Source organism: Streptomyces sp. DT190, assembly GCF_049846985.1.
Classification (GTDB): Bacteria; Actinomycetota; Actinomycetes; order Streptomycetales; family Streptomycetaceae; genus Streptomyces.
The window spans coordinates 1-25213 of sequence record NZ_JBNCNM010000018.1 but is presented as its reverse complement, the minus strand read 5'-3'; the positions used below and the strand labels follow the sequence as shown (position 1 = coordinate 25213).

25 protein-coding genes are annotated in these 25213 nt (G+C 73.2%); 15 read left to right on the top strand and 10 right to left on the bottom strand.

Translation table 11 applies throughout. The features are described 5' to 3' along the window. The first annotated feature begins 16 nt into the window (after positions 1–16). A complete protein-coding gene (locus ACPXCS_RS27495; RefSeq protein WP_425950528.1) occupies positions 17–1072 on the top strand; it encodes an LLM class flavin-dependent oxidoreductase in 1056 nt (351 codons plus the stop codon). 4 nt (positions 1073–1076) lie between these two features. Here the strand turns inward: ACPXCS_RS27495 and ACPXCS_RS27490 are convergent, their stop codons facing one another. Next, positions 1077–2045, bottom strand: a complete 969-nt coding sequence (locus tag ACPXCS_RS27490; protein WP_425950526.1) for a TauD/TfdA dioxygenase family protein — start codon at positions 2043–2045, stop codon at positions 1077–1079. A gap of 71 nt (positions 2046–2116) precedes the next feature. Then, on the bottom strand, positions 2117–3658 hold the full coding sequence (locus ACPXCS_RS27485) for a glycoside hydrolase family 32 protein (protein WP_425950524.1): 1542 nt from the start codon (positions 3656–3658) through the stop codon (positions 2117–2119). A 163-nt stretch (positions 3659–3821) separates the two neighbouring features. Between ACPXCS_RS27485 and ACPXCS_RS27480 the strand changes: the two genes are divergently transcribed. Genes ACPXCS_RS27480 through ACPXCS_RS27465 form a run of 4 tightly spaced genes read left to right on the top strand, consistent with a single transcriptional unit; the run spans position 3822 to position 8438 of the window. Beyond that, positions 3822–5231 carry an extracellular solute-binding protein gene (locus tag ACPXCS_RS27480; RefSeq protein WP_425950522.1) on the top strand — a complete coding sequence of 470 codons (1410 nt, stop codon included), beginning with the start codon at positions 3822–3824 and terminating at the stop codon, positions 5229–5231. Beyond that, a complete protein-coding gene (locus ACPXCS_RS27475; RefSeq protein WP_425950520.1) occupies positions 5228–6190 on the top strand; it encodes a carbohydrate ABC transporter permease in 963 nt (320 codons plus the stop codon). Before ACPXCS_RS27480 ends, ACPXCS_RS27475 begins: the two co-directional genes overlap by 4 nt. Before the next feature lie 17 nt (positions 6191–6207). Continuing rightward, positions 6208–7062 carry a carbohydrate ABC transporter permease gene (locus ACPXCS_RS27470; RefSeq protein ID WP_425950518.1) on the top strand — a complete coding sequence of 285 codons (855 nt, stop codon included), beginning with the start codon at positions 6208–6210 and terminating at the stop codon, positions 7060–7062. Further along, positions 7059–8438 carry a glycoside hydrolase family 32 protein gene (locus ACPXCS_RS27465; protein WP_425950516.1) on the top strand — a complete coding sequence of 460 codons (1380 nt, stop codon included), beginning with the start codon at positions 7059–7061 and terminating at the stop codon, positions 8436–8438. Before ACPXCS_RS27470 ends, ACPXCS_RS27465 begins: the two co-directional genes overlap by 4 nt. Before the next feature lie 38 nt (positions 8439–8476). Here the strand turns inward: ACPXCS_RS27465 and ACPXCS_RS27460 are convergent, their stop codons facing one another. Further along, positions 8477–9541: a LacI family DNA-binding transcriptional regulator gene (locus ACPXCS_RS27460; RefSeq protein ID WP_425950695.1), complete on the bottom strand. Its 1065-nt coding sequence runs from the start codon at positions 9539–9541 to the stop codon at positions 8477–8479. A 97-nt stretch (positions 9542–9638) separates the two neighbouring features. Here ACPXCS_RS27460 and ACPXCS_RS27455 point away from each other — a divergent pair, with 97 nt between their 5' ends. Together ACPXCS_RS27455 and ACPXCS_RS27450 are read left to right on the top strand one after the other, a co-directional pair. Continuing rightward, positions 9639–10469 (top strand): aldo/keto reductase, encoded by an 831-nt coding sequence (locus ACPXCS_RS27455; protein WP_425950514.1) that lies wholly within the window; start codon positions 9639–9641, stop codon positions 10467–10469. Between the two features lie 39 nt (positions 10470–10508). After that, the gene (locus ACPXCS_RS27450; protein WP_425950512.1) at positions 10509–11123 is read left to right on the top strand and encodes a DNA polymerase ligase N-terminal domain-containing protein; all 615 of its coding nucleotides are present in this window, start codon (positions 10509–10511) and stop codon (positions 11121–11123) included. 70 nt (positions 11124–11193) lie between these two features. On the opposite strand, the gene ACPXCS_RS27445 is transcribed toward ACPXCS_RS27450, so the two are convergent. The 3 genes from ACPXCS_RS27445 to ACPXCS_RS27435 form a co-directional block, all read right to left on the bottom strand. Then, on the bottom strand, positions 11194–11661 hold the full coding sequence (locus ACPXCS_RS27445) for a peroxiredoxin (RefSeq protein WP_425950510.1): 468 nt from the start codon (positions 11659–11661) through the stop codon (positions 11194–11196). Continuing rightward, entirely contained in the window at positions 11658–12038 is a 381-nt protein-coding gene (locus tag ACPXCS_RS27440) for a DoxX family protein (protein ID WP_425950508.1), read from the bottom strand. The genes ACPXCS_RS27445 and ACPXCS_RS27440 overlap by 4 nt, the downstream gene beginning before the upstream one ends. Positions 12039–12545: 507 nt before the next feature. Next, positions 12546–13070 carry a MarR family winged helix-turn-helix transcriptional regulator gene (locus ACPXCS_RS27435; RefSeq protein ID WP_425950506.1) on the bottom strand — a complete coding sequence of 175 codons (525 nt, stop codon included), beginning with the start codon at positions 13068–13070 and terminating at the stop codon, positions 12546–12548. Positions 13071–13272: 202 nt separating this feature from the next. On the opposite strand from ACPXCS_RS27435, the gene ligD reads away from it, so the two are divergent. The 4 genes from ligD to hemC all read left to right on the top strand — a co-directional run bounded on the left by ligD (position 13273) and on the right by hemC (position 17290). Then, the gene (gene ligD / locus ACPXCS_RS27430) at positions 13273–14253 is read left to right on the top strand and encodes a non-homologous end-joining DNA ligase (protein WP_425950505.1); all 981 of its coding nucleotides are present in this window, start codon (positions 13273–13275) and stop codon (positions 14251–14253) included. 140 nt (positions 14254–14393) lie between these two features. Further along, positions 14394–15167, top strand: coding sequence for an NPP1 family protein (locus tag ACPXCS_RS27425; RefSeq protein ID WP_425950503.1), 774 nt, complete (start codon positions 14394–14396; stop codon positions 15165–15167). 96 nt (positions 15168–15263) lie between these two features. Then, a complete protein-coding gene (locus ACPXCS_RS27420; RefSeq protein WP_425950501.1) occupies positions 15264–16286 on the top strand; it encodes a questin oxidase family protein in 1023 nt (340 codons plus the stop codon). A gap of 68 nt (positions 16287–16354) precedes the next feature. Then, positions 16355–17290, top strand: a complete 936-nt coding sequence (gene hemC / locus ACPXCS_RS27415) for a hydroxymethylbilane synthase (protein WP_425950500.1) — start codon at positions 16355–16357, stop codon at positions 17288–17290. A gap of 31 nt (positions 17291–17321) precedes the next feature. Here the strand turns inward: hemC and ACPXCS_RS27410 are convergent, their stop codons facing one another. Further along, the gene (locus ACPXCS_RS27410; RefSeq protein WP_425950498.1) at positions 17322–17843 is read right to left on the bottom strand and encodes a hypothetical protein; all 522 of its coding nucleotides are present in this window, start codon (positions 17841–17843) and stop codon (positions 17322–17324) included. Between the two features lie 432 nt (positions 17844–18275). Here ACPXCS_RS27410 and ACPXCS_RS27405 point away from each other — a divergent pair, with 432 nt between their 5' ends. Then, a complete protein-coding gene (locus ACPXCS_RS27405; RefSeq protein WP_425950496.1) occupies positions 18276–19067 on the top strand; it encodes an RNA polymerase sigma factor SigF in 792 nt (263 codons plus the stop codon). A 38-nt stretch (positions 19068–19105) separates the two neighbouring features. Here ACPXCS_RS27405 and ACPXCS_RS27400 read toward each other — a convergent pair whose 3' ends face one another. Further along, the gene (locus ACPXCS_RS27400; protein WP_425950494.1) at positions 19106–19426 is read right to left on the bottom strand and encodes an ANTAR domain-containing protein; all 321 of its coding nucleotides are present in this window, start codon (positions 19424–19426) and stop codon (positions 19106–19108) included. Positions 19427–19677: 251 nt separating this feature from the next. On the opposite strand from ACPXCS_RS27400, the gene ACPXCS_RS27395 reads away from it, so the two are divergent. Beyond that, on the top strand, positions 19678–20481 hold the full coding sequence (locus tag ACPXCS_RS27395; protein WP_425950492.1) for a VOC family protein: 804 nt from the start codon (positions 19678–19680) through the stop codon (positions 20479–20481). Positions 20482–20704: 223 nt separating this feature from the next. Here ACPXCS_RS27395 and glgX read toward each other — a convergent pair whose 3' ends face one another. Together glgX and ACPXCS_RS27385 are read right to left on the bottom strand one after the other, a co-directional pair. Further along, positions 20705–22861, bottom strand: coding sequence for a glycogen debranching protein GlgX (gene glgX, locus ACPXCS_RS27390; protein ID WP_425950491.1), 2157 nt, complete (start codon positions 22859–22861; stop codon positions 20705–20707). Beyond that, positions 22858–23370: a pep a2 gene (locus ACPXCS_RS27385; RefSeq protein ID WP_425950489.1), complete on the bottom strand. Its 513-nt coding sequence runs from the start codon at positions 23368–23370 to the stop codon at positions 22858–22860. The genes glgX and ACPXCS_RS27385 overlap by 4 nt, the downstream gene beginning before the upstream one ends. A gap of 363 nt (positions 23371–23733) precedes the next feature. Here ACPXCS_RS27385 and ACPXCS_RS27380 point away from each other — a divergent pair, with 363 nt between their 5' ends. Both ACPXCS_RS27380 and ACPXCS_RS27375 read left to right on the top strand, forming a co-directional pair. After that, positions 23734–24057 carry a DUF5133 domain-containing protein gene (locus ACPXCS_RS27380; protein ID WP_425950488.1) on the top strand — a complete coding sequence of 108 codons (324 nt, stop codon included), beginning with the start codon at positions 23734–23736 and terminating at the stop codon, positions 24055–24057. 70 nt (positions 24058–24127) lie between these two features. Then, positions 24128–25213, top strand: a 1086-nt coding sequence (locus ACPXCS_RS27375; protein ID WP_425971041.1) for a maltotransferase domain-containing protein, incomplete at its 3' end; no start/stop codon positions are given.

Genomic DNA, 25213 nt, shown 5'->3' with positions numbered 1-25213 from the left:
TCACCCTGGAGGGCCCGTGCCACCGACTCCGCGACCGCTGCGCAAGCTGGGTTTCCTGACCATCGGGCTGTTCGACGAGGCGGATCCGCGCCGGGGGCACGAGTCGACCCTGGAGCTCATCGAGCTGGGCGAGCGGCTCGGCTTCGACAGCGCGTGGGTGCGCCACCGCCACCTCCAGAACGGCATCTCCTCCCCCGTCGCGGTCCTGTCCGCGGCCACGCAGCGCACCCGCCGCATCGAGCTCGGCACGGCGGTCGTCCCGCTCGGCTGGGAGAACCCGCTGCGGCTGGCGGAGGACCTGGCCACCGTCGACCTGCTGTCCGGCGGCCGTCTCAACCCGGGGGTGAGCGTCGGCCCGCCGATGCACTTCGACCAGGTCAAGGGCGCGCTCTACCCGGACACGGCCGAGTCGGAGGACTTCGGCTACGGGCGGGTGGAGCGGCTGCTGGACTTCGTGCGCGGCAAGCCGGTGACGGACTTCGGCGGCGTGGAGGGCTTCGAAGCCACGCAGCGGCAGCCGCACATCGAGTACAGCTCCGACCGGGTGCAGCCGCACTCCCCGGGCCTGGGCCGCCGCCTGTGGTACGGCGGCGGCAGCCTGCGGTCGGCCCGGTGGGCGGGCGAGCACGGCATGAACCTCCTCACCAGCAGCGTCGTGAAGGCCGAGGACCCCCAGGGCCCGTACGACTTCGCGGAGATCCAGCTGGCCCAGATCCGGGCCTTCCGGGCCGCCCACCCCGACGGCGAGGCCGCCCGGGTCTCGCAGGGCCTGGTGGTGATCCCCACGGACTCCGCCTGGCCCGAACAGCGCGCCCGGTACGAGGAGTACGCCGCCCGGCGCGCCCCGCGCACGGCCGGGCCGCAGGGCCCGGCGCGGCTGCTGTTCGCGCCGGACCTGGTGGGCACCTCGGCGGAGATCGCCGAGCGGCTGCGGGCGCACGCCGCGTTCCGGGAGGTGGACGAGGTGGCGTTCGCCCTGCCGTTCACCTTCGAGCACGAGGACTACGTGCAGATCCTCACGGACATGGCGACGAAGCTCGGCCCGGCCCTGGGGTGGCGGCCCGCGGCCTGACGCGTCACCAGCGCCCGGGCTCGCTGCCGGTGATCGCCTCCGACGGCGTGCCGTCCACCCCGGCCGGCACGTCCCCGGCGAGCATCACCCGGTGCATGATCCGCGGGTGGTCGAGGTGGGCGGTGTCGCCGGGGGCCAGGTGCATGGTGGCGCGGTTGTCCCAGAACGCCACGCTGCCCGGTTCCCAGCGGAACCGGACGGTGTACTCGGGCCGGACCGCCTGTTCCAGCAGCATCTCCAGGATCGCGCCGCTCTCCGGCCGGGACAGCCCGGCGATCTGCTCGACGTAGTAGCCGTTGACGTACAGGATCCGCTCGCCCGTCTCGGGGTGGACGCGCACCAGGGGGTGCAGCGAGGCGACCTGGCGGTCCAGCAGGTGGCGGACGTAGGCGTCGTCGCCGGGCCGGGGCTGGTAGCCGACGCCGAGCCGGTGCTCGGCCCGCAGCCCGTCGACGAACCGCCGCAGCGGCGCGGAGAGTCCGGCGTAGGCCGCCGCGAGGTTCGCCCAGGTGGTGTCGCCGCCGTAGGGCGGGACGGTCTCGGCGCGCAGGATCGTGGCGGCGGGCGGGTCGACACGGGCGCCGTGGTCGCAGTGCCAGCCGCGCAGCAGGGTGTGGCGGCGCCGGGCCAGCCACTCGTCGTGCTCCATCCCGTACCGCCCGCCCAGCTCCAGCCGGTCGGCCGTCGTCTCGATCTCCGGGTAGTCCGGCGGCGACGCCCTGCCGCGGCGCGGCAGCACCACCGGCTCCCCGAACCGCCGCGCGACCGCCACGTGCCCGGCGTGGTCGAGCCGCTGGCCCCGGAAGAACACGACCTTCCACCGCAGCACCGCCGCCCTGATCGCGGCGACCACGGCGTCGTCGAGCTCACCGGCCAGATCCACCCCGTGGATCTCCGCCCCGATGTACCCGGCGACCGGCCGCACCTCCACCCCGGCCTCCCGCACGTCCGTCGTCCGGCTGTCCGTCGTCATGAGCACTCCGATGGTGGGTCAGGTCCGTCCCGGAGATCGTGACAGCGATCCCCGCCGGTGGCGACCCCGCCTCACACCCTGAACTCCCGGATCACGACGTCCCGGAACACCGCCCTGCCTTCCGTCGTGAACAGCGCGAGTCCTGTGTCGACCAGGTACGGGAAGACCGCCGAGGAGTGCACGTACCGGCCGTCGTCCACGAACATCTCCACCGACGTGCGGTCGACCAGGATCCGCAGCCGTACCGCCCGGCGGGCCGGATCGAAGGGGCTGCGGCTCTCCCGGTAGCGGCCGGTCATGTCGGGCGACACCGAGGGGCCGCGGTTGAGGAAGACGTAGTCGCGGTGGAAGCCCGCGTCGATGTGGCGGACGCCGTCCGGGGAGCGCCGCAGCTGCAGTCCGGCGCCCGCGAGCCGGTCCCAGGTGATCTCACCGGTCACTTCGTAGGCGGTGCCGCGATGGTCGAGGATCCGGGTGCCCTCCACCTCCAGATCGCCCAGCCGCACGGTGCGCGACACATACCGGTCGAGCGCGGTGACCGGCCGGGAGGCCAGGTGGTACGTGCCGTCGCTGCCACGCTGCAGCGTCACCTCACGGACGATCGAGTCGGTGCCGTTGAAGCCGTCGGTGTCGATCGTGGGCGTGATGTGGGCGTAGTCCCAGTTGTTGAGCCAGCCGATCGCGTACCGGGTCCCGGGGTCGACCGTGCCGTCGGCGGCGTGCTTGTCGAAGGTGACGGCCCCGTACCAGTCCCAGCCGTGGTCGAGCCACTGGGGATCGGCCGTGTCGGCGGTGAAGGCGCTGCCGTCGAAGGAGCCCGTCCAGTAGGCGTAGGTGTTGGGCAGCCCGGCGCCCTTGCCGTTGGCGCTCACGCCCAGCACCCACTTGGCCGTGCCGTCCGCGGCGCGGATGCGGAACAGGTCGGGGCACTCCAGCACCCCGATGCCCTGCCGCACGAAACCGCTCACGTACGTCCAGGACTTGAGGTCGGCGGAGTGGTAGAAGCCGACCTTGTCGTTCTCGGCGAGGGTCATCACCCAGCGGCCGCGTTCCTCGTCGCGGATCACCTTCGGGTCGCGGAAGTCGCGCACGCCGGGGTTGGGCAGCACCGGTTCGGTGCCGTGCGGGGTGAACGTGCGGCCGCCGTCGGTGGAGTAGTACAGGTACTGCGCCTGGTCGGCCGGGCCGTCGTGCGGGGACATGGTGGCCAGGACGATCACCGCGCCCGCCCCGAAGCCCGCCGTGCCGCCGCCGTCGACCACGGCCGAGCCCGACCAGACGTCGCCGTTGGGCGTGGTGTCCTTGGGCACGGCGATCCCCCCGTCGGTGAAGGAGACCAGGTCACGGCTGGTGGCCAGCCGCCAGGCGGTGCCGACCCGACCGGCGAGGTAGTCGGCGTTGTGGAGGTAGTAGTAGTGGTACTTCCCGTCGATCCATATCGGGCGCTGCGGGTCGTTCTTCCACTGCGCGGGCACGGTGAAGTGGTACCCGGCGCGGTAGCTCGCGCGGGCCGCCCGCGACGCGGCCGCCGCCGGGCCCGCCGCAGGCAGCAGGCCTCCGGCGGCCCCCGCGGCCGACCCGGCCAGCAGCGCTCTCCTGGTGATCCGGCCCATCACACACCTCGTCCCTGTCGTCGGAAACGGTGGTTCATGGGTTCAGGACTCTCGGACCTAACTCGTTAAAGGTCAAGCGGCCGCACGCCTTGACAGGTTCCGGCCGCGCTCACATCATCTGGGGCATCACCCCACGGCTAACACGAGTTAGGCCCCTGACACGATGACCGACTCGCACCTCACCCGCCGGGCCCTGCTGCGGTACGGCGCCTACGGCGCGGGGGCCGCCGCCCTGGCCGGCACCGCCGCGAGCTGGGACCGGCTCACCGGAGCCGACATCCCCGGCCGGGACGACGGCTCCCTCGTCGTCGCCACCCTCGGCCCCGCCTACGGGCCGGAGGCCATCCGCACGCTCCAGGAGGGCTTCGCCGAGCTGCACCCCGACATCAGGCTGCGGATCAACGCGGTCCAGGCCGTCGACTGGTCGGACTTCTTCGCGAAGATCCTCACCCAGGTCGCCGCCGGCACCGCCCCCGACCTCGTCTACGTCGCGACCGAGGGCGTGCAGCTGTTCGCGCGGCGCCTCGGCGTCGCCCTGGACCCGTGGGTGCGGCGGGACGCGGCCGAGCTGACGGAGTACTTCGCCGACGTCCACCCCTCGCTGGTGGAGTCGATGATGTACGAAGGGAGCCTGTACCAGCTGCCGGTGGAGTTCAACGCCGCCGACATGTACGTCAACCGGCAGGTCCTGCGCCGGGCGGGCGCCGCGTTCCCGCCGGCCGACTGGACCCGCGACGACTTCACGGCGCTGCTCCGGGAGATGAAGAGGTCCAGCGGCTCGCGCTTCACGCCGTACTTCTGGACCAACCGGCTCTGGGGCGGCGTGGTGCCCTGGCTGTTCGCCAACGACACGAACCTGCTCGCCGAGTCCAGGGCGCCCGGCGGCCGGTGGCTCTGGGACGGCTTCTACCCGGCCGGGCAGCGCGCGGGCCGCGGCGGCGGCTTCCGCTGGACGACGCCGCAGGCCACGCACGACCGGGTGGAGGAGGCCTACGAGTACCTGGCCTCCCTCGTCCGGGACGGCCTGTGCACCCGCCCCGAGGGCGGCAACGGCCAGAACCTCATCGGCGTGTTCTCCACCGGCCGGGTCGGCGTCACCCCGGCGGGCGGCTTCTGGGCGGGCGGCCTGCACCTGGCGGGCATGGCACGCGACGGCTTCGACGTGCAGTACTTCCCGCGCTGGCGCACCCAGCGCATGCAGTACGGCGCGGCGGGCTACGCGCTGCTGCGCACCTCGAGGATGCAGGACGAGGCGTGGGAGTTCATCAAGTACGCCGCCCGCCGGGACACCCTGGAGCGGCTGTTCGCCACGAACCAGACCACCCCGGCCCGCCGCTCACTGCTCACCGCCGAACGCTACGAGAAGACGGGCCCGGCGCGCTGGCCGGTCTTCTACGACACCCTCGACCGCTTCCCCGACACCGGGCCGATCCCGGCGCCGCCGCAGGTCGCGGAGGTCGAGCAGGTGCTGCTGAAGCACACCGGCACGGCCCTGGCCTCGCCGCGCTCGGTACGCCCCGCGCTGCGCCGGATGCAGGACGACCTGGAGAAGGCCATGGAGCGTGACGTATGACGAACACCCAGACACCGCCCGCCGGGGCCGCACGGCCCGAGGCGCCCCCGGTCCCGGCCCCGGCCCCGAAGCGGCCCGCGGCCCGCGACCGTGGCACCCGGCTGCTCGCGACCCTGTTCCTGGCCCCGACGATCGTCGGCGTCGTCGTCTTCACGGTCGTGCCGATCGCCGGTTCCGTGGTGCTCAGCCTCTTCCACTGGAACGTGATCGACTCGCCGTCCTACGCCGGGCTGTCCCACTACGGCGAGGTGTTCGGCGACTCGACCGTGCTGGTGTCCTTCCGTAACACGCTGGTCTTCATGGTGCTGGCGGTGGCGCTGCAACTGCTCGTCGCACTCGCCCTGGCGCTGACCGTGAACGGGCGCATGCCGGTGTGGCTGCGGTCGGTGTTCCGCTCGGCCTTCTTCTTCCCGCTGGTGCTGTCCGCCGCGTCGATCTCGGTGGTGATGAAGTACCTCTTCAACCAGGACTTCGGGGTGATCAACTGGCTGCTCGGCTTCGTGGGCGTCGCCCCGGTGCCCTGGCTGACGTCGGAGGACGCGGCCATGGCGACGGTGGTCCTGGTCTACGTCTGGCAGCAGTTCGGCTTCTCGTTCCTGCTGTTCGTCGGCGGGCTGAACAACATCCCCAAGGAGATCCACGAGGCCGCCGCCCTGGACGGCGCGACCGGCCTGCGCAAGCACCTGAGCGTCACCCTGCCGCTGCTGTCACCGACCCTGCTGGTCGCCTCGGTCGTCGGCATCATCAACGCGCTCCAGGTCTTCGAGCAGCCCTATGTCCTCACCAACGGCGGCCCGGGCGACGCCACCCGCACGGTCGTGATGGTGATCTACGAGACCGCCTTCGAGCAGCTGCGCTTCGGCGAGGCGTCCGCCGTGGGTGTGCTGCTGTTCGTGCTGATCATGGCGGTCACCGCCCTCCAGTTCCGGCTCAGCCGGCGTTTCGTCCACTACCAGTGAGCCGGGTGAGTCCTGTCATGAGTCACGCAACCCTGTCCTCCGGCCGCGTGCGGCACGCGCTGGCGCCCTGGGCGCGGATCGCCGGGCTGACCGTGTGCGCACTGCTCACCCTCGGCCCGGTGGTGTGGACCGTCTCCACCTCGCTGCGCACGCCCGCCGAGGCGTTCGACCTGCCGCCGCAGCTGATCCCCGCCCACCCTTCCGCCGAGGCCTACCGCGGGGTCTTCGACCAGATCGACGTCTGGTTGCTGGCGCTGAACTCCACGCTGGTCACCGGCCTGATCGCGGCCGGCCAGATGGTCACGGCGGGCCTGGCCGGATACGCCTTCGCCCGGCTGGAGTTCCGCTTCAAGAAGCCGCTGTTCGGCCTGGTTCTGGCCACGATGATGGTGCCGCTGCAGGTCACCGTCGTGCCGGTGTTCCTGGTGCTGAAGTCGATGAGCCTGACCGACACCCTGCTCGGCCTGATCATCCCGGCGTTCCCCACCGCCTTCGGCACGTTCCTGATGCGGCAGTACTTCCTGGGCATGCCCAAGGACCTGGGCGAGGCCGCGATGCTCGACGGGGCCGGGCCCTGGCGGACCTTCCGGTCCGTGTACGCCCCGCTGGCCGCGCCCGGCCTCGCGATCGTCGGCGTGCTGGCCTTCAACTACCACTGGAACGAGTTCTTCCGGCCGCTGATCCTGGAGACGTCGGGCCAGAACTACACGTTGCCGCTGGGCCTGGTCTCCCTCCAGGGCAACCTCGGCACCGGCTCCGTCTCCGTCGTCCTCGCCGGGGTCGTCCTGTCCATGATCCCCGCCGTCGCCGTGTTCGTCGTCGGCCAGCGCCCTCTGCGTGAGGGCATCACGTCCGCCGGAGTCAACCGTTGAACCTCGCCGCTCCCCCGCAGGACCCGCACGCCCCGCGCTTCCGGGTCCGTCCGCCCGCCCACTGGATCAACGACCCCAACGGGCCGTTCCGCTGGCGCGGCCGCTACCACCTCTTCTACCAGCACAACCCGAACGCCCCGGTGCACGCCGACGTCCACTGGGGACATGCCTCCAGCCCCGACCTCGCCCACTGGGAGCACCATCCGATCGCGCTCGCTCCGACCCCGGGCGGCCCGGACGAGGCGGGCTGCTGGTCGGGGTGCGTGGTCGACGACGGGGGCGTGCCGACGGCCGTCTACACCGGGGTCGACCGGCACCACACCGGGCTCGGCACGATCTGCCTGGCCCGCGCCGCCGACCCGGACGACCCGGCGCTGACGGCCTGGACCCCCGTGCCCGCGCCGGTCGTCGCGGGACCGCCCCCGGGCCTGGACGTGGTGATGTTCCGCGACCCCTTCGTGTTCCGGCACGCGGGGCGGCGCCGGGCACTGGTCGGCGCGGGCCACGCGGACGGCACTCCGTCGGTACTGCTGTACGACTGCGACGACCTGACCGGCTGGCGGTTCGCCGGAGTGCTCCTGGACGGGCGTGACCCGGTCGCCCGGGCGGCGTTCGGGGACCGGGCCACCGGCTGGGAGTGCCCGCAGCTGTACGCGACGGGCGGCGGCGCGTGGGTGCTGGTCCTGTCGCTGTGGGACGGCCACCCGTGGACCACCGGATACCTGACGGGACAGCTGGACGCCGGCTTGCGCTTCACCCCCCGCGCGGGAGGCCGCGTCGACCACGGCCGCGACTTCTACGCCCCCGCCGTGCTCCAGGAGCCGGACCGCGCCCTGCTGTGGGGCTGGTCCTGGGAGGCCCGGGAGCAGGGCGACGCCGGCTGGGCCGGTGTCCTCACCGCTCCCCGTGCGGTCGGCGTCCACCCCGACGGGGCGCTGCGCGTGGCCCCGGCCCCGGAGCTGGACCGGCTGCGCGCCGCCGAGCCGTTCGTCACGGGCCCGGGCCGGGCCGTGCTGCCCGCGGCGTACGACCTGACGGTGACCGCCCGCTCCGGGACCACCGTGCGTCTGCTGCGCTCGGCCGCGGGCGCCGAGCTGACGGTCCGGCTGGACCCGGGCGAGGGCACGGTGACGCTGGACCGGGACGGCTGGGCCCGCACGGCGCCCGGGGGTCCCGTGGTCGTCCGGGTGCCCCCGGGCGGGGACCTCACGGTGCGCGTCCTCGTGGACGGCTCGCTCTACGAACTGTTCGCCGGCGACCGCGCCACGATCACCGAGCGGGTCTACGAAAACCCGGCCGACACCCGCGAGTTGTACGTGTCCTCACCGGACGCGACCGTCACCGGGTGGGAACTTGCCCCACCGAGGCGCGGCTGATCACCGGGTGGGCGCTGGTCCCACCGAGGCGCGGCTGATCACCGGGGGGGCGCTGGTCCCACCGACGCGCGGCTGATCACCGGGCAGGCCAGGCGCCGCACGGTGGCGGGCGGTGTCCGGCCGGTGGCGATGGAGTCCAGCAGCAGCCGGGCGGCGGCCTCTCCCATCGCGCGGTGGGGCAGGGCGACGGTGGTCAGCGGCGGTGTGAGGTACGCGGCCATGTGCTCCTGGTCGTCGTAACCCACCACCGACAGCTCGCCCGGGACGGAGATCCCGAGCCGGGTCGCGGCGTGCAGGACGCCCGCCGCGACCCGGTCGTTGTACGCGAAGATCCCGGTGGGCCGCCGCTCGGCCGGTGCCCCGTCGAGCAGGTGCGTGGCGCCCTCGTACCCGCCGGAGATCTCCCCGCCGGTCCGGACCACCCAGTCCCTGGGCACGGTGATGCCCTCGGCGCGCAGCGCGTCGCGGAAGCCGCGCAGCCGCTCCACGGAGGCGATGTCGTCCTGTCCGCCGACCAGCGCGACCCGCCGGTGCCCCTGTTCGAGCAGCAGCCGGGCCGCCGTGCGGCCGCCGGCCCGCTCGGCCGGGACGACGGCGGGCAGCGAGCCGTCCTCGGGCAGGCAGTTGGCCAGCACGGAGTGGGTGCGGTGCAGGCCCTCGGGGACGCGGACGCGGCGCAGCGACATGGCCGCGTAGATGATGCCGTCGACCCGCCGGTCGAGGAGTTCGGCAACGGCGGCGTCCTCCTTGGCCGGGTCGCCGCCGGAGTCGACGGTGAGGACCAGGTGCTCGCCGGCCCAGGCGGTGTCCATGGCGCCGCGCAGCAGCCGTCCGGCGAAGGGCGAGGAGGCGATCTCGTCGGTGACCAGGCCGATCACGGCCGTACGGCGGCTGCGCAGGCCGCGCGCGAGAGGGTCGGGCCGGTAGCCGAGCTCGGCGGCGGCCCGCCGGATGCGCTCCTGGGTGGCGGGCGAGAGGTTGCCGTCGGCACGGCCGTTGAACACGAACGACACCGCGGTGTGCGACACGCCGGCGAGCCGGGCCACGTCCCGTGAGGTGGGACGTCCCGATCCCGTCGCCGTCTTCTCCTCGGCACCGCCCATGCCGTCCGCCGCCCTCGTCCCCCAGCCGTCCGGTTGATCATTGCTCACCCTATCCGTGACGCTGGAGGGACGACACAGTCAACGGGAAGGTCCGACGGTGATCAGCACCCCGACGCACACGCTCGACGACGGCATGACACTCCCCGCCCTGGGCCTGGGCACCTGGCCCCTCGGCGACGACGAGGCGCAGGCGGCGGTGGTCTCGGCCCTGGAGGCGGGCTACCGCCTGATCGACACGGCGACGAACTACCGCAACGAGACGGGGGTCGGCCGGGCCGTGGCCTCCGGTGTGGTGCCGCGCGAGGAGATCGTCGTGACGACGAAGCTCCCGGGCCGCCACCACGGCTACGCGGAGACCCTCGCGTCCTTCGAGGAGTCCCGGGCCCGCCTGGGCCTGGACCACGTCGACCTGTACCTGATCCACTGGCCGCTGCCCCGCGTGGACCGGTACGTCGACTCCTGGAAGGCCATGATCAAGCTGCGCGAGGACGGACTCGTACGGTCCATCGGCGTCTCGAACTTCACGGCCGCGCACATCGAGCGGCTGGAGAAGGAGACCGGGGTGCTGCCCTCCGTCAACCAGATCGAGCTCCACCCGTTGCTGCCGCAGGAGGAGCTGCGCGCCTTCCACGCGGCCAAGGGCATCGTCACCGAGAGCTGGAGCCCGCTGGGCCGGGGCTCGTCCCTGCTGGAGGATCCCGCCGTGACGCGGATCGCCGGGGCGCACGGGGTGAGCGCCGGGCAGGTGGTGCTGCGCTGGCACACGCAGCTCGGCGCGGTGCCCATCCCGAAGTCGGCGAACCCCGAGCGGCAACGGGCCAACCTCGACGTGTTCGGCTTCGAGCTGAGCGAGGACGAGATGACCGCGGTCGCGGACCGGGCCCGGCGGCGGCTCGGCGGTGACCCCGAGGTGCACGAGGAGTTCTGACGGGGTACCCGGGCGGCCCGGGACGGGAAGGAGCCGGACGTGGCCGATCGGGACCGGCTGCGGGAGTACCGCGGCAGACGCGACTTCGGCCGGACCGCGGAGCCCTCGGGCAGCGCCGCCCCACCGCCGGACCGGCCCCGGTTCGTGGTGCAGATCCACGACGCGCGCACGATGCACTTCGACTTCCGGCTCCAGGTCGACGACGTGCTGAGGTCCTGGTCGGTCCCGAAGGGCCCCTCGGCGGATCCGAAGGACAAGCGGCTCGCCGTGCCCACGGAGGACCATCCGCTGGAGTACGAGGAGTTCGAGGGCGTGATCCCGCGCGGCGAGTACGGCGGCGGCACCGTCATCGTCTGGGACCGCGGCACCTACGAGCCGCTGAGTCACGACCGCCGGGGGCGGCCCGTCGACTTCGCGGAGTCGCTGGAGCGCGGGCACGCCACCTTCCGGCTGCACGGCTCGAAACTGCGCGGCGCGTACGCCCTGACCCGGTTCCGGAGCGACCGGGACGGCGCCGGCGAGGAGGCGTGGCTGCTGGTCAGGCGCGCCGGTGACCCGGGCGGTGGGGCCGGCGCCCCCGATCCACGCCGGGCCCGTTCCGCGAAGTCGGGCCGCACGCTGGCCCAGGTCGCCTCGGACGCGGCACGCGCATGAAGCGGTGACCGCCCGGGCGGCCCGGTGAGGAACGCCGTGAGCGGCACTCCGCACCGGACACCCGGGAGGCTCAGCCCCGGACGGCCCGGAGCGCGGCGAGGGCCCGGTCGGCGTGGGCGTTCATGCGCAGTTCGCTGCGGACGACGTCCAGGACGGTGAAGTCCTGCCCTATGACGAACGTGGCGCGCTTGGTCGGGGCCAGGGAGAAGCCGCGCTTCACCCCGAACCGCTCGCGGACCGCGCCGTCGGCGTCGGAGAGCAGCGGCATGCCGAGAGTGTGCCGCCCGGCGAACTCCTGCTGCCGCTCGACGGCGTCGCCGCTGATGCCGACGGGCCGCGCGCCGACGGCGGCGAACTCGGCGGCCAGGTCGCGGAAGTGGCAGGCCTGGGCGGTGCAGCCGGGGCTGAGGGCGGCCGGGTAGAAGAAGAGCACGACCGGTCCCTCGGCGAGCAGCGCGGACAGGCTGCGTTCGGTGCCGGTCTCGTCGGGCAGGGAGAAGTCCCCGACCTTGTCGCCGGTCTCCACGCGGGCGGTCACGACCGGCCCTGCGCGTCGCGCGCGACCCCGCGGGCCCACAGCACCAGGGGCACCTGCAGGGGCAGCCGGCCGAAGGCCGCGGCCTTCTGCGGGGCCGGCCGGTGGCGCCAGTCGGCGGCCATCTTCACGTTGGCGGGGAACACCCCGACGAAGAACGCGGCCGTGGCGAGCGCGGCCGCCTTGCGGGTCCGGGGCAGCGCGATTCCGGCGGCCAGGGCGAGTTCGGCGGCGCCGCTGATGTACGTCCAGGTCCGGGGCCTGCCCGGCAGTCCGCGCGGGACGATCGCGTCGAACGGACGCGGGGCGGCGAAGTGGGCGGCGCCCGCGGTGGCCAGCAGGCCGGCGAGCAGCAGGGGCGAGCGTTCGGACCGGGACACGGTTCCTCCTCTGATGGCCTGCCGCGCGATATTACTGGACGGTAGACAGGTCGGTGCGCGCGGTCCCGTGCGCGCCGTCGACGAGGGGCGGATGGCCGTGGTCCGCCGCTCGTACGCCCTGACCGTCCCGGCCGTGGCGGGTCCGGTCCTGGTGCCCGGGCCGCCGGTGTACCTGTTCGCCGCGCTCATGTCGGCCGGCCTGTACGTGCCGTTCTCGCTGCACCTCACCCCGGCTCAGGACTTCCCGCCCCGGCGGCCGGGCACCGCGAGCGGGGTGACGCCGGGGCCGACGGTGAGCGCGGGCGGCCTCGCGGCTCCGGCGATCGGGACGCCGGCCGACGCGACCTCACTGCGGACGGCCCTGCTGCCGCTGATCGCCCTGCCCGCCCTGGGCGGGCAGGCGCTGTGCGGGCTGCGCGACCCCGCGCCGCCGGAGGCCGGGGTCGCCGGGCGGGCGGACGCACGCGACCCGGCGTCACGGCGAGGGCGGGCCGAGGGGCACGCGGCTCACCGCGGCCGCGGGCCCGCAGCCGCCGACTGCTGCGGCTCCGGCTCCTCCTCCACGGCGTGGGCGAGGAAGTCGTCCACCATGCGGTGGAAGAGCGTGGCCAGCTGCCGCAGTTCCCCGGGCGACCAGTCCGACAGGGCCGTCTGCATGCCGCGCACTCCGGCCTCGCGGATCCGGGCGATGGCCTGCCGGCCGGCGTCGGTGAGTTCGATGCGCTGGGCGCGGCGGTCGTCCGGGTCGGGGACGTTGGTGACGTACCCGGACTTCTGCAGTTGCTGCACCGTCCGCGTCACGTGCGAGGCCTCCACGCCCAGCCGCGCCGCGAGCTCCCCCGGCCGCTGGGGCTCGGAGTCGGCGACCTGCCGCAGCAGCGCCACGGCGGCCCGGTCGAGCGGGACGCCCGCCAGGGCCATCAGCCGTTCGTGCTGGCGGGCGCGCGTGCTCAGGTAGGTGATCCGGGTGAGCGCGCGCTCGATCTCGACGACCTCGGCGGACGGGCTGCCGGGGGGCGGTGGTGTGGGCATGGGGGCAAGTTTACCATATCGTTGCGTAACTCAAGTAAATCGGGCGGCTCGGTCCACCGGTGTGCCACCGCGCCGCCGTCGAGCCGTAGTGCCCCGCGGCGGCCTCTCGACGGGGGGCGGCAATGCGTGGCAGTCAGCGCCGTTCAGGGGAAAGACACGGCATCCGGGCGTGACCCCGCCCCGGTCCGTCGACAACTGACCCGTGGACCTGCCGCTGATCCCGCCCATGCTCGCCACGTCCGGCTCCCTGCCGCCCGCCGCGCAGGACACCCGCTGGGCCTACGAGACCAAGCAGGACGGGCAGCGCGTGGTGGCCTACCTGCCCGGCGACGGCAGCGTGCTGCTGCGCGCCCGCTCCGGCGACGACATCACCGCCGCCTACCCCGAGCTGCGGCCGCTGGGCGCCGCCCTCGGGGCCACGCCCGCCGTGCTGGACGGGGAGATCATGGCCCTGGACGCCGAGGGCCGCGCGAGCTTCCAGCTGCTGCAGTCCCGCATGGGGCTGGCCCACGCCCCCGCCCTGGCCGCACGGCGGGCGGCCCGGGTTCCGGTCCACCTCGTGCTGTTCGACGTGATGCACCTGGCGGGCCGGCCGCTGCTCCGCCTCCCCTACGCGCGACGCCGCTCGGCGCTGGAGGACCTCGGTCTGGCCGGGCCTGCCTGGTCGACCCCGGCCGCGCTCGTCGGCCACGGCGCCGAGGCCCTGCGCGCCACCCGCGAGCACGGCCTGGAGGGCCTGGTCTGCAAGCGGCTGGACTCGGTGTACGAACCGGGGGTGCGCTCCCGGTCCTGGATCAAGATCCGCAACATGCGCACCGAGGACGTCCTGGTCGGCGGCTGGCAGCCCGGCAAGGGGCGGCTCACCGGCCTGCCGGGCGCGGTGCTGGTCGGGCAGCGCGCCGCGGGACGGCTGCGTTGCGTCGGGAGCGTGGGCACGGGCTGGAGCGAGGCCGAGCGCACGGAGCTGGCCGGGCTGCTGGCGGCCGCCGCGACCGACGTCTGCCCCTTCGAACCGGCCCCGCGCGCTCCGGGCGCGCACTGGGTCGTTCCCCGGCTGGTCGGCGAGGTCCGCTACAGCACCCGCACGCGGGAGGGACTGCTGCGCCAGCCGTCCTGGCTGCGGCTGCGGCCGGACCTCGCACCCCAGGAGGCGTCGGCCGACATCCCGGACGACCTGGTCTGAATCGGCCCTCCGGGCGCCAACTATTGGGCTGTGATTCACCGTTGGGACCTCCCACCCCTCTTGGCATGGACGCGTTCAGCCTGGAAGCTGAACCTCCCTTTCCCCCACAGCCGTTGGGCTGCGCCCAAGAGGAGGACGCAGTGTCGTCACGCCCGTTCGCATCGCGCAGGAGATGGCTCACCGGGGCAGCCGGTGCCGCCGTCCTGGTCCTCGCCTTCCCCGCCACGGCGTTCGCCGCCCCGCCGCCGGCCCTGCCCGCCAACGCGGAGGCCCTGGAGCGGACGTACCAGCCCGCCTACGACTACGACACCGACGGCTGCTACTCGTCGGCCGCGATCGGCCCGGACGGCGCGGTCAACGGCGGGCTGAACCCGACCGGCGCCCTGAACGGCAACTGCCGGGACGCCTCCGACCTCGACAACACCAACGGCTACTCGCGCTACAAGTGCAACAACGGCTGGTGCGCGATCCTGTACGCCCTCTACTTCGAGAAGGACCAGGCCCTGCCCGGCAGCAGCATCGGCGGCCACCGGCACGACTTCGAGCACGTCGCGGTGTGGGTGCAGGACAACCAGGTCAAGTACGTCTCGACGTCCAACCACGGCTCGTTCACCGTGCACGCGGCGTCCTCGGTCCGCTTCGACGGCACGCACCCGAAGATCGTCTACCACAAGGACGGCATCAGCACGCACTGCTTCCGGCTGGCCAACTCCAACGACGAGCCGCCGGAGAACCACAGGGGCACCTGGCAGTACCCGCCGCTGGTCGGCTGGAACGGCTACCCCGCCGGGGTGCGCGACAAGCTCACGTCGTACAACTTCGGCAGCGCGAACTTCGGTCTGAAGGACGCGAGTTTCGCGAGCCACCTGGCCTCGGCCAAGCCGTCGGGCATCGCCTTCGACCCGTACGCCTGAGACCGGCCGCCCGGCCGGGGGCCTACGTCCCCGGCCGGGTCCGCTCTCCGCCCCGCGGCCGATCCGCCGCCCCGGCCGGGCGCTTAGCGTGCCGTCATGGACACGCACGACTCGACAGGGACGCTCGAAGAGGCCCTCGAACGCCTCCACGCCTCGGGCCCCGAGCGGCTCGGCAGGCTCACGAACCACGCCCCCATGGTCGTGGAGGCGCTCGCCGCGCACGGCCGGGCCGACGCCGTGCACCGCTGGCTGGACCTGTACCGGCCCAAGCTGGAGGACTTCCCGCGGCCCTTCGCCCCGGTCACGGACGCCAACTGGCGCGAGGCACTGGGCGATCCACGCAGGGCCGCCGACTGGATCGGCCACTTCGGTCGCGCCCTGGCCGAACGGCCCTGGCGGGACGTCCTCGCCGTCTGGTGGCCGCGCCTGCTCCCCGGGATCTACGGTGGCTCCACCCATCCGGTCATCCGCGTCGGCCACGCCGTACGGGCCCTGGAGGCCGCGCGGAACACGCCGCGGCTCACCGAACTCGCCCACGGCCTGGGCTACTGGGCGGCCCGGCACCGCCCCCTGTCCGGAATCGTGCCGCTGCCCGCGGCCCCGGGCGCCGCACGCTCGCTGGACGCCGTGCCGCCGATCAGCGAGCCCCGGGGCGGCTTCCCCGACCGGCTGGCGGCCGTCCGGCGGCTGCCGCGGTGGGCGGGCGAGGTGACCGACCCGGACACGGCGCGGGCCCGCCTGACCGAACTGGTCCGCGCCGCGACCCACCGGTACGCCACCCACGGCCACGGCGAGGAGACCATGCTGGTGCACGCGGCGACGGCGCCCAACGCCGTGCTGCGCGTCCTTCCTTCCCTGCCCCGGGAGCTGTGGGCCCCGAGTCTGCACGCCGCCTGGACCGCGTCCGCGGCCGTCACCGCCATGTACGCACCGGCGGAGCCCGCCGCCTTCGCCCCCGCGCACGGCCGCACGGCGCGGGAGGTGCTGGACCGGGCCCTCGCCCACGGCGACGAGCACGTCGTCAAGCTCACCGACACCGCCCTCGACGTCGGCGACGAGCGGGCCCTGGCCGCGGCCCTGCGCGCGATCGAGCTGAGCGAGCCGCTCGCCCCGAACTGACGTGCGCAGCCGGGCGATCGAGGGAGATACGAGCGAGACGCACCCCTGGGAGGGTCTATCGTGTCGGCATGTCCGTCCCCGAACTGATCCGCGTCGTCTCCCGCGACTCCCCGATGGCCCTCGCCCAGGTGGAGCGCGTCCGGACCGAGCTGGCCGCCGCCCATCCCCACGTCCGCACCGAGGTCGTGCCGGTGAAGACCACCGGCGACAAGTGGATGGGCGACCTGTCCGAGGTCGAGGGCAAGGGCGCGTTCACCAAGGAGGTCGACGCGGCGCTGCTGGCCGGCGAGGCCGACCTCGCCGTGCACTGCGTGAAGGACGTCCCCGCCGACCGGCCCCTGCCGGCGGGGACGGTGTTCGCCGCGTTCCTCAAGCGCGACGACATCCGCGACGCCCTGATCCACCCGGACGGACTCACCCTGGACGAACTGCCGGCCGGGACCCGCATCGGCACCTCCTCGGTGCGCCGGGTCGCCCAACTGGCCGCCACGCACCCGCACCTGGAGTGCGTGCCGTTCCGGGGCAACGCCAACCGGCGCCTGGCGAAGCTGGAGGCCGGGGAGGCCGACGCCCTGCTGCTCGCCGTCTCCGGCCTGGAGCGCATCGGCCGCACGGACGTGATCAGCGAGATCCTGTCGACCGAGACGATGATGCCGCCCATCGGCGCGGGCGTCCTGGCGCTCCAGTGCCGCGAGGACGACACCGAGCTGATCGACGCGATCAGCGGTCTGGGCGATCCGGACACCCACCGGGAGACCACCGCCGAGCGCATGTTCCTGCATGTGCTCCAGGGACACTGCAACAGCCCGATCGCCGGGTTCGCGCGGGTCGACCGCAGCGGCGAACTGTCCCTGCGCGCCTGCGTGTTCACCCCGGACGGCAAGACCCGGCTGAACGCCCACGAGTGGGCGGGACGGCTCGACCCGGCCACGCTCGGCACCTCGGTCGCCGTGGCCCTGCTGCGTCAGGGCGCCCGCGAGATCATCGACGGCATCCCGCACTGACCCCCCGCGGCACCCGGGCAGCGGCGCCGGATCAGGCGGTGCCTTCCTCCGCCTGATCCCGCAGGAACACGCTCACCTGGTGCGCCAGGCTGTCCCGCACCGCTCCCTGCTGGGCCTCCGCGGTCGCCCCGTGGGCGCCGATGGAGCCCGACCACAGCCGGCGGCCGGTCCACTCCTCCTCGACCCGCAGCTGGACCTGGACGTCCACCAGCCCCAGGGACGCCTCGGCGGCGGCCGCGTACAGCACGGCGGTGACCCGGCGCAGCGGATAGACGTCGAAGCCCTCGATGAACTGGGAGTTGCGCCAGTCGAGGAAGGCGCTCTCGCCGTCGGGGCCGACCCGTACGTCGATCTGGCCGTCCTCCAGGTGGATGCCGAGGTGCCGGCTGCCCCGGTTCTCGACGGTGACGCGCAGGCAGAAGTACGTCAGCCCGTCGGCGGCGTCGTCGCGTCCGCGGGGCGGCTCCGCGAGCTCCAGACGGTGGACGCGGACGCGCAGACCGGCATGCTCGTCGTACTCCTGCCAGTCCCCGACCACGTTCGGCTCGTACACGCTGCACCTCTCGACCTCTGGAAGCTGCTTCCTATCTGTGGTCTCAGCGCACTGTCAAATGAGCAGAATGCGCTGTGGCCAGGCAGTTCATCCCATTTGATCGGTGATCAAGCCGTGCCCAGCGGTTATCCGCGAGCCACTGGAGAAAGCGCTTGCCCGAGCGTGCCGCACATCACTTCCACGAGTGAAGATCACCGGGACACCGACCGGTTTCCGGACGCTCGGCGCCACCGCGGCGGCGCCAAGCAGCCTCGAATGCCGTATTGTCGGAATTGTTTCTTATGTCGCTGCCCGGCGAGGGCAGTGAAGTGCTTCGGACAGGAGGCACGTCCGTGGGAGCCGGCCGTCCGGGCCCCGGGTGCCCCGTGAGGTCCGCGTCCGCGCCTCCCCTGGTGACCGTCCCTTCCGCACCTGCTCAGGGAGGTGCGCTCCATGCGTATCGCCGGCAGCACCCGAACGCACCCGCACGACGACGCCCCCGACACCGCCGAGGCGTTCGCACGTCTCGTGACACTGCCCGAGGGGCCCGAGCGCAAGGCCCTGCGCGACGAGCTGGTCGAGGCCTGGCTGCCGATGGCCGAGCGGATCGCCGTACGCTTCCGCGGCCGCGGGGAAGCCCTGGAGGACCTGTACCAGGTGGCCGCCCTCGGTCTCGTCAAGGCCGTCGACCACTACGACCCGGCGCGCGGCAACGCCTTCGAGGCCTACGCCGTGCCGACGGTCACCGGCGAGATCAAACGCCACTTCCGTGACCACATGTGGACGCTGCACGTCCCGCGCCGCGTCCAGGACCTGCGCAACCGGGTGCGGCACGCCGTCAAGGAACTGTCGCAGACCACCTCCGGCCGCTCCCCCACGGTCGCCGAGATCGCCGAGTACGCAGACCTCACCGAGGGCGAGGTGCGCACCGGCATGGAGGCGCTGGAGTGCTTCTCCGCGCTGTCGCTGGAGGCGGAGATGCCCGGCACCGACGGGTACGCCCTCGGGGACGCGATCGGCGCGCCGGACCCGGCCTTCGACACGGTCGTCAACCGCGTCGCCGTCAAGCCCTGCCTCATGGCGCTGCCGGAACGCGAGCGGGTCATCCTCTACCTGCGGTTCTTCAAGGGCATGACCCAGAGCCGCATCGCCGAGCAGCTCGGGATCTCCCAGATGCACGTGTCCCGGCTGCTCAGCAGCTGCTTCGCCCACCTGCGTGAGGAGCTGCTCACCGAGCCCCGCTGAGCGGGGCCCGGCGGGCAGGAGACCGGTGCCGCCGGGGGTCACGCCTCCGGCGGCGCCCCGGGGATCTGGGTCGGTCCGGCGCGGTCCAGCGCGTCCTCCAGCGCGGCCCGGATCTCCTCGGGCATCAGGCCGGTGCGGCCCCAGACGAGGATCAGCTCCGCGACGTTGCGGAGCTTGATGTTGGTGTGCTGCGACACTTCCTTCAGCACGTCCCACCCCTGGTCGGGGGAGACCCGGCCGAGCGCCACGACCATGCCGATCGCCTGGTCGACGACGGCGTGGGAGACGACCGCCTCCTTCAGTTGCTGCACTTCTTCCTGCAGAGCGAAGATCCGCTCCGAGCCCCCGTCCGTGGTCATGGTCACCTCCGGGTCCGGTGCGCCGCTGCCGTCGAGGCCTCACGGAGTGCTTGAGTGCCTTGACACAGTGTCCGACCCCTCCATCGTCGTCACTCGGCCCGCCCGCTGCCACCGGGGCGGAGCAGCCGGTTCCGGACACCGTTTCGGTGCCGTCGCCGGGGTACTCGGCAGGCGCCCGCAACGGTTCCGGTCGGACACTGGTGTCATCCCTCCGGTGGCTGCCGGGCCGACGAGATCAGGACGCGACTGCCATGAACCACGACATGCCCACCTCCTCCGGCACGAAGGACGTGCTCTCATCGCACTCCGTGTTCGGGGCACCCTGCTGGGTGAGTCTGACCAGCCGCGACGTCAAGGCGACCGAGGAGTTCTACGGGGCGGTGCTGGGCTGGCAGTGGCGTCCGGCCAAGCTCGGCGACCGGTTCCGGATCGCGCTGGCGGAGGGCTCGCCGGTGGCCGGGATCGCCGGGGTGGCGACGATGTGGCAGATGGCGGTGGCGTGGACTCCGTACTTCGCCGTGCGCAGCGCGGACGAGGCGGTGGCGCGGGTGCAGGAGCGCATGGGCACGACCGCCGTCGGGCCGATCTCGCTGCCGCCCGGACGGGCGGCCCTGCTCGCCGACCGGGACGGGGCGACCTTCGGGATCTGGGAGGGCGACCTCTTCACCGACTGGGAGACCTGGCGCAACGCGCAGCCGGCCTTCATCACGCTGCACACCCGGGACGCCTTCGACGCGGCCATCTTCTACGGCGAGGTCCTCGACTGGGCCTCCGGGCGCCCCGGCTGCTGCGAGGTCCACTACGAGGGCGGCGAGGTGGTGCTGCGCAGCCGCGGTGACGTGGTGGCGCGCATCGAGTCGGGCGCGCTGGAGGCGGCCCCCGACCCCACGATCCGGCCGCACTGGCAGGTGCACTTCAGCGTCGACGACGTGGAGGCCTGCGCCCGGGCCGCTGAGCTGCACGGGGGCAGCGTGCTGTCCAAGGGCGGCGACGAGGCGGTGCTGCGCGACCACGACGGCGCCCAGTTCACGGTGACGGCGCGCCGCGAGCGCTGATCCCCCGCGCCCGCGGCGCCCGGGCGTCACCGGCGCCCGTGTCCGAACCGTTCGGCCCCGGCCGGGTTCCGTGGCTCACCGCCCGCCGCACAGGTGACGCCGCACCGCCGCGCCCGCCCCGCCCCATGCCGGGGACGACCGCAGGACGACGCCGGCCGACCGACGGCCCCGCGGACCACTTGGTCCGCGGGGCCGTCGCATGCCGGGCGCCGTGTTCACGGGTTCATCCGGGCGTGCCGCGCGCCGCCCGGGACGGCCGGGACAGCAGGACCAGGCTGCGGGCCCCGACGGTCAGGCCCGTGCCCGCCTTGTGCTCCGACTCGTCGGGCGTGCCCTCCGGGTCGGCGGTGTCGATCAGGGCCGTCCAGCGTTCGCCGTAGGCGGCGTCCGGGAGGCGGAAGTCGACCGGCTCCCAGTGGCTGTTGAGCAGCAGCAGGAAGGAGTCGTCGACCACCGGGCGGCCGCGCGGGTCGGGCTCGGCGATGGCGTCGCCGTTGAGGAAGACGCCGACGGAGTGCGCGTCGCCGCGCTGCCAGTCCTCGTCGGTCATCTCGCAGGCGTCGGGCGCCAGCCACACCAGGTCGGGCAGCGGCTGGTCCGCGCGGGTCAGGGTCTCGCCGAGGAAGAAGCGGCGCCGGCGCAGCACGGGGTGGCCGGTGCGCAGCCGGATCACGTACCGGGTGAACTCCAGCAGCTCGCGCTGTTCCCCGGTCAGCCGCCAGTCGATCCAGGAGGTCTCGTTGTCCTGGCAGTAGGCGTTGTTGTTGCCGCGCTGGGTGCGTCCGAGTTCGTCGCCGTGGCAGAGCATCGGGATGCCCTGGGACAGCAGCAGCGTGGCGAGGAAGTTGCGCTGCTGGCGGCCGCGCAGCTCCAGCACGGCCGGATCGCGGGTCGGGCCCTCGGCGCCGCAGTTCCAGGACCGGTTGGTGCTCTCGCCGTCCTGGTTGTCCTCGCCGTTGTCCGCGTTGTGCTTGTCGTTGTAGGACACGAGGTCGCGCAGCGTGAAGCCGTCGTGCGCGGTGACGAAGTTGACGCTGGCGCGGGGGCGGCGCCTGCTGTGCTGGTACAGGTCGGAGGAGCCGGTCAGCCGGGAGGCGAACTCCCCGAGCGTGTGGTCCTCGCCGCGCCAGAAGTCGCGCACCGCGTCGCGGTACATGCCGTTCCACTCCGACCACAACGGCGGGAAGTTGCCCACCTGGTAGCCGCCCTCGCCGACGTCCCAGGGCTCGGCGATCAGTTTGACGCGGCTGATCACCGGGTCCTGCTGGATCAGGTCGAAGAACGCCGAGAGCCGGTCCACCTCGTGGAACTGCCGGGCCAGCGTGGCCGCCAGGTCGAAACGGAAGCCGTCGACGTGCATCTCGGTGACCCAGTACCGCAGCGAGTCCATGATCAGCTGCAGGACGTACGGGTGGCGCATCAGCAGGCTGTTGCCGGTGCCGGTGGTGTCGTAGTAGTGCTCCCAGTCGCCGTCGACCAGGCGGTAGTAGGAGGAGTTGTCGATGCCGCGGAAGGACAGGGTGGGGCCCATCTCGTTGCCCTCGGCGGTGTGGTTGTAGACCACGTCGAGGATCACTTCGAGCCCGGCCGCGTGCAGGGTCCTCACCATCTGCTTGAACTCGGTGACCTGCTGGCCGCGTGTGCCGTGGGCGGCGTAGCCGTTGTGCGGCGCGAAGAAGCCGATGGTGTTGTAGCCCCAGTAGTTCGACAGGCCGCGGTCGTGCAGCACGCCGTCGTGGACGAACTGGTGGACCGGCATCAGTTCCACCGCCGTGACGCCCAGCGAGGTGAGGTGCTCGACCACGGCCGGGTGGGCCAGCCCGGCGTAGGTGCCGCGCAGTTCCTCCGGCACCTCCGGGTGGGTGCGGGTCAGGCCCTTGACGTGCGCCTCGTAGATCACCGTGTCGGCGTACGCCCGGCCGGGCCGGCTGTCGTCGCCCCAGTCGAAGGCGGGGTCGGTCACCACGCCGAGCATGGTGTGCCCGGCGCTGTCGGCCGGGTCGGGGCCGTCCGGGTTCCGCTCGTAGAGCGAGGGGTGGTTGTCGATCTGCCCGTCCACCGCCTGGGCGTACGGGTCCAGCAGCAGCTTGGCCGGGTTGCAGCGGTGGCCCGCTGCCGGGGCCCACGGCCCGTGCACGCGGTAGCCGTAGCGCTGGCCGGGTCCGACCCCGGGGAGGTAGCCGTGCCAGACGAAGCCGTCGACCTCGTTCAGCGGCACACGGGTGTGGGTGCCGTCGTCGTCGACGAGGACCAGCTCGACCCGCTCGGCGACCTCGCTGAAGAGCGCGAAGTTGGTGCCCTCCCCGTCGTAGGAGGCACCGAGCGGGTAGGGGCGCCCGCTCCACGCGGACACCCCTTTCCGTGTCGGGCGCCGGGTCACCGGGCATCCTCCAGGACCTCGTCCGGGAGGACGGCCGGGCCGGCCAGCTGCGTGATGCGCACTTCTCGGGGCACTTCGAGGCCTTCGCTCTCCTGCGGGGCGGGCGCGGTCGGCACCAGCGGGACCCGCTCGCCGGCCCGGGCGCGCTGCGAGAACCAGATGACCTTGCTGCCGGTCTCGGTGGCGCAGCAGCCCCAGCCGTCGCTCACGGCCGCGAGGTGCTCCAGGCAGCCACGCAGCTCCTGGTCCGGGCGCAGCGCCCGGTCGTTGTCCCCGATGGCGGTGATCAGGTGCTGCCCGTTCCACCACATCTCGATCGACGTGTTCTTGTCCGTGGCGTGTTCGTCGATGGCCTTGAGCAGCATCTCGGCACCGCCGCAGACGGGCTGGACCAGGTTGTCCAGGTCCCAGAACTTCAGGTGAGCGGCCAGAATACGGCTGACCTGTCCCACCCGGTCAGGGCTGACTTCCACGTCGAGGTGGTAGTAGCAGGGCACTGCGGTCTTCATCGGTCGGCTCCTCACCGCGAAGCTCAGCTCCTCCTCGTTCCCGCGGTCCTGCGGGACGAGCCCCGAACACGGAACGTGAGCGCGTATCGCTTCTGAGTCACCCTCAGCCTGAGGGTGCTAGCCCGTTCGTGCAACACGAGCGCACCTTTGAGGCGGCCGAGGCCGCAAGTGAGCGGGGCGGATGGCCCGAACGGCGCAGTCGAACCGCCGCTGGTTGAACCTCCAACAAGACGCTGCGTCGTCGTGCGTGCACCATGTGTGAGGAACTCGATCGCCGTTACGGGTCCCGTGCCACTGTGCGCACGGCATGCCGTCCGACCGTCGGGAGACCGTGTCCCTCGAGCCCGAAAGGTGATCGGCGCCATGCTGCTACCCGCCAAAGCCGAAGTCGCCCGGCAGTTGCGGCGTTACCGGGCCTGGGAACGCGTGATGCTCGCGGCACCGAACGACCTCACGGTGCGGGCCACCTTCGAGGACTCCGGCTACACCCTCTGCGTGCTGATGGGCAAGCGCTGTGCGCGGGAGGCGGCGGACGCGGCCGAGCGGTACCTGCGCACGAACCAGGTCGTCACCACCCTGGAGGAGCTGGACGAACGGGCTCTCCCGGCCGCCGCGGCCGGGCGAAGACCGCCGGCCGTGGAGCGCCGCGCGCCGGTGGCCGAGCGGCGCTCCCCGGCGGGAAGGTAACGGCCTTCCCGCCCAGCTGTCCCCCGACCGGGCCCCGGCCCGGCTCTCGAGCACGGTGGAGGTGAGGACCATGAGCAAGACTCGGCCCATCGGCCGTATCCCGGTACGGGACGTCCGGCCTGCGGTGGAGAGCGGCAACCGGCCGGCCAAGGCGGTCGTGGGAGAGACGTTCGAGGTCACCGCCACCGTGTTCCGGGAGGGACACGACGCGGTCGCCGCCAACGTCGTCCTGAAGGATCCCGAGGGCCGCCCCGGCCCGTGGACGCCGATGCGGGAGCTCGCCCCCGGCAGCGACCGCTGGGGCGCCGAGGTCACCGCACCGGCCGAGGGCCGCTGGACGTACCGGGTGGAGGCCTGGAGCGATCCGGTGGCCACCTGGCGCCACACGGCGGGCATAAAGGTCCCGGCGGGCATCGACCCGGGCCTGGTCCTGGAGGAGGGTGCCGACCTCCACGAGCGGGCGGCGGCCGGCGTGCCGAAGGAAGCCGGCCGCGCCGTGCTGCTCGGCGCGGCACGGACCCTGCGCGACGACACGCTGCCTCCGGCGGCGCGGCTGGCTGCGGCGCTGACGCCCGAGGTGGTCGCGGTGCTGGACCGCCATCCGCTGCGGGACCTGGTCAGCACCTCCGAGCCGTTGCCGCTGCTGGTGGAGCGGGAGCGGGCGCTGTACGGCTCGTGGTACGAGTTCTTCCCCCGCTCGGAGGGCACCCCGGACAGGCCGCACGGGACGTTCCGCACGGCCGCGCGGCGGCTGCCGGCGATCGCGGCGATGGGCTTCGACGTGGTGTACCTGCCGCCGATCCACCCCATCGGCACCACCTTCCGCAAGGGGAGGAACAACACCCTCTCCCCCGGCCCCGACGACGTCGGGGTGCCCTGGGCGATCGGCTCGCCCGAGGGCGGCCACGACGCCGTCCACCCCGACCTGGGCACCCTGGAGGACTTCACCTGGTTCGTGGAGCAGGCCCGCGAACTGGGCCTGGAGATCGCCCTGGACTTCGCCCTGCAGTGCTCCCCGGACCACCCCTGGGTGCACAAGCACCCCGAGTGGTTCCACCACCGGCCCGACGGCACCATCGCCTACGCCGAGAACCCGCCCAAGAAGTACCAGGACATCTACCCCATCGCCTTCGACGCCGACATGGACGGCCTGGTC